This window comes from Rhodococcus sp. EPR-147, from assembly GCF_001647185.1.
Lineage (GTDB): Bacteria > Actinomycetota > Actinomycetes > Mycobacteriales > Mycobacteriaceae > Rhodococcoides.
The window spans coordinates 1-3,122 of record NZ_LVCU01000226.1; the positions used below are offsets into that span (position 1 = coordinate 1).

At 65.2% G+C, this 3,122-nt stretch carries 3 protein-coding genes and 1 pseudogene; all 4 read left to right on the forward strand.

From position 1 onward, the window contains the following. A partial coding sequence (locus tag A2J02_RS11105) for a solute symporter family protein (RefSeq protein WP_442971471.1) occupies positions 1-545 on the forward strand: 545 nt, incomplete at its 5' end. 82 nt (positions 546-627) lie between these two features. Then, entirely contained in the window at positions 628-1,059 is a 432-nt protein-coding gene (locus A2J02_RS11110; RefSeq protein ID WP_068050069.1) for a type II toxin-antitoxin system Rv0910 family toxin, read from the forward strand. Positions 1,060-1,108: 49 nt separating this feature from the next. Further along, entirely contained in the window at positions 1,109-2,740 is a 1,632-nt protein-coding gene (locus A2J02_RS11115) for a substrate-binding and VWA domain-containing protein (RefSeq protein WP_068050071.1), read from the forward strand. Positions 2,741-2,800: 60 nt separating this feature from the next. Then, positions 2,801-3,122 (forward strand): annotated as a pseudogene (locus A2J02_RS11120) (hypothetical protein); the annotation flags it as partial.

Here is a 3,122-nt window from a genome sequence, read left to right on the forward strand (position 1 = left end):
TGGTCGCCGGCTTGACGATCACCGCCTCGGCGTCGTTCGCTCACGACATCTATGCGAGCGTCATCAAGAAGGGCAAGGTCGACGACAAGAAGCAGGTCAAGGTCTCGCGGATCACCGCCGTCGTAATCGGCGTCCTGGCCATCGGCCTCGGCATCCTCGCCAACGGGCAGAACATCGCCTTCCTGGTGGCACTCGCGTTCGCCGTTGCTGCGGCCGCGAACCTGCCGACCATCCTGTACTCGCTGTTCTGGCGTCGCTTCACCACCACCGGCGCACTGTTCAGCATGTACGGCGGCCTGATCTCGACGATCGTGCTGATCATCTTCTCCCCGGCCGTCTCCGGATCGCCGACGTCGATGGTCCCCGGCTCGGACTTCGCCTGGTTCCCGCTCTCCAACCCCGGCATCGTCTCGATCCCGTTGGCATTCATCCTCGGCATCGTCGGAACTCTGATCTCGAAGGACACCGAGAACACCGACAAGCAGGCCGAGATGGAGGTTCGCTCCCTCACCGGTATCGGTGCGGAGAAGGCCAGCGCTCACTAGTCGATAGCAGGTCCCCCCGAAAATGTCCGTGTGAGCAAGGCCTCACACGGACATTTTTCGTGCAGCGGTTACCATCCCTGCTGTGGCCAAGCTGAAGGTTTCCCTCGACGTCCCACTCACCCCCGAGCAGACGTGGGCGCACGCGTCCGATCTGTCCGGATACGAGCAGTGGCTCTCCATCCACGAAGCGTGGCGCGGTGAGCTGCCCGAGCAACTGGCCGTGGGCACCACCTTGGATTCCGTCGCCAGCGTGAAGGGCATGCGCAACCGGGTGTCCTGGAAGATCGAGTCCTACGATCCGCCCAAGAAGCTCGAGCTCAAGGGCAACGGTAAGGGCGGCGTCAAGATCGGCCTGAACCTGTCCGTGAAATCCAAGGGTGAAGGCTCCGAGATCACCATCGACGTCAACCTCGGCGGCGCGCCGCTGTTCGGTCCGATCGGGTCCGGCGTCGCACGCGCCCTCAAGGGCGACATCGAGAACTCGCTGAAAACGTTCGTCAAGATCTACGCCTGACGCGGCAGGGGTGGAGCCTGTGGAACGACCAGTGAAGTAGGAGCCGTCCATGCCCGGTAGACACAGTGCCCCGTCGTCCGCGACGAGCAGCAGAGGATTCGCCAAGTACGGCGTCGTGGCCGTGGCCCTGTTTCTCGTGGTGGGCGGCGGAGTGGTCGTCGCGCAGAAGGCATTCGGTTCCGAATGCGGCGATCCCGCGTCCTACTCTCTGGCCGCGGACCCTGCCATCGCGCCGGTGCTGCAGAAGATCGTCGACGAGACGTCCGCGGAAAGCCTCGGTTGCGCTCGGATCGAGGTCACCGCAACCGAATCCGGCCAGGTCTCGGCTGCGGTCGCCAAGGGCGACGACGTTCCCTCTCTCTGGATTCCGGATTCCTCGCTGTGGATCGGCAAGACCGTGCGGTCCACTGCGTCGCTGATCGACCTGGCGAGTCAGTCGGTGGCCGGCACCCCGGCTGTGCTCGCGGCCCGCAAGGACGAGGTGCCGTTCTTCGACACCTGGCTCACCGCGTTGAAGCTCGAAGGTCTGCGCATCGGCAACCCGCTGACCAACACCACATCCGATGCGGCCATCCTGGGCGCGGTGGCCGAGGCCGGATCGGACGAGACCGCCCTGGACTCGGTCGGAGCGGCGCTCGTCCCCATCGCTCAGGCCCAGGCCGCCACTCGCGGTGAGGCCGATCCGACGGTACGGCTGGACGATCTGGTTGCCGACGGCGGTGTCGCAGTGGTCTCCGAGCAGGCCTTCCTGGCCTATCAGCAGGACAACAACGTCGAACTGGGCGCGACGGTGCCGCCGACGGGCAGCATCTTCCTCAACTTTCCGCTGGCCGTGACCGAGCCCGCAGGGGATCGACACGAGACCGCGAAATCCGTCGGGACGGCACTGGCCACGGCCATCGAATCCGAACAGGGGCAGCGGGCTCTGTCCGATGCGGGGTTCCGCTCCGCGGACAACGCACCCCTCGATTCCGATCGCGGGATCGGTGACGTGACGTCTCTGACGATCGCCGACCAGCAGGCCGCCGAGTCGACGCTGCGCCAGTACCAGGTGTTGGCGCTGCCGTCGCGGACTCTGGTGATGGAGGACGTCTCCGGATCGATGAACTACAGCGCGGGGGCCGACTCACGTATCGCATTGACGGTGCAGGCCAGCGAAACCGGAAATCGACTGTTCCCCGACAACGCGTCGATGGGGTTGTGGGCATTCTCGATCGGACTCGGCGGCGAATCGCAGGACTACCGTGAGCTCGCACCGATCCGGCGAATGGACGAAAAAGTCGGCAACACCACGCAGCGTGAGGTGCTGCTGCAGCAGACTCGAACGCTTCCGGCCCTGGTCGGAGGTGGTACCGGTCTCTACGACACCACGTTGGCAGCGTTCCGCACGGTGCAGCAGGGCTACGATCCCGACGCGGTCAACAGCGTCATCATCCTCACCGACGGCACCAACGAGGACCCCGACAGCATCGCGCTCGACGAGCTGCTGTCCACTCTGCGCGCCGAGCAGGACCCGTCCAGGCCGGTCGTCATCGTCACCATCGGCATCACCGACGACGCCGATGCTGGTGTGCTGCAACAGATTTCGGCAGCAACGGGTGGTACGAGCTTCGTTGCTCGAAATCCCGCGGAGATCCCGAACGTTTTCGTCAATGCGCTGAGAAGTCGCTCCGGTCGCTGAGAAGGCTACTATGCTGTGCGTCGCGTCACTTCTGAGGGCGCGTGCGCTTGCACTCGTCCTGTGAGTGCAGCGGGGGGCGAGCAGGGGGTTGCATCGATGTCGGGACGTCACAGCGGTAGTGCGCGGCGGTTCGGTTCGGCCGCGATCTGGTCGGTGCTTGCGCTGGTGGCAGTCGTCGTCGTGGTCGGTGGTTGGTTCGGCGTTCAGGCCGTCCGCGCGTCCGGTGTTGATTCCTGCGATTCCGTCGACACCGTCTCGCTCGCCGTGGACACCTCCATCGCCGAGCCCGTCGAGCAGATTCTCGCGCAGGCCACCGAGTTCGATCGTGGTTGCGTGAACTTCGAGGTTCGCCCCGAACGGCCCGCCGACACCGCCACCGAGA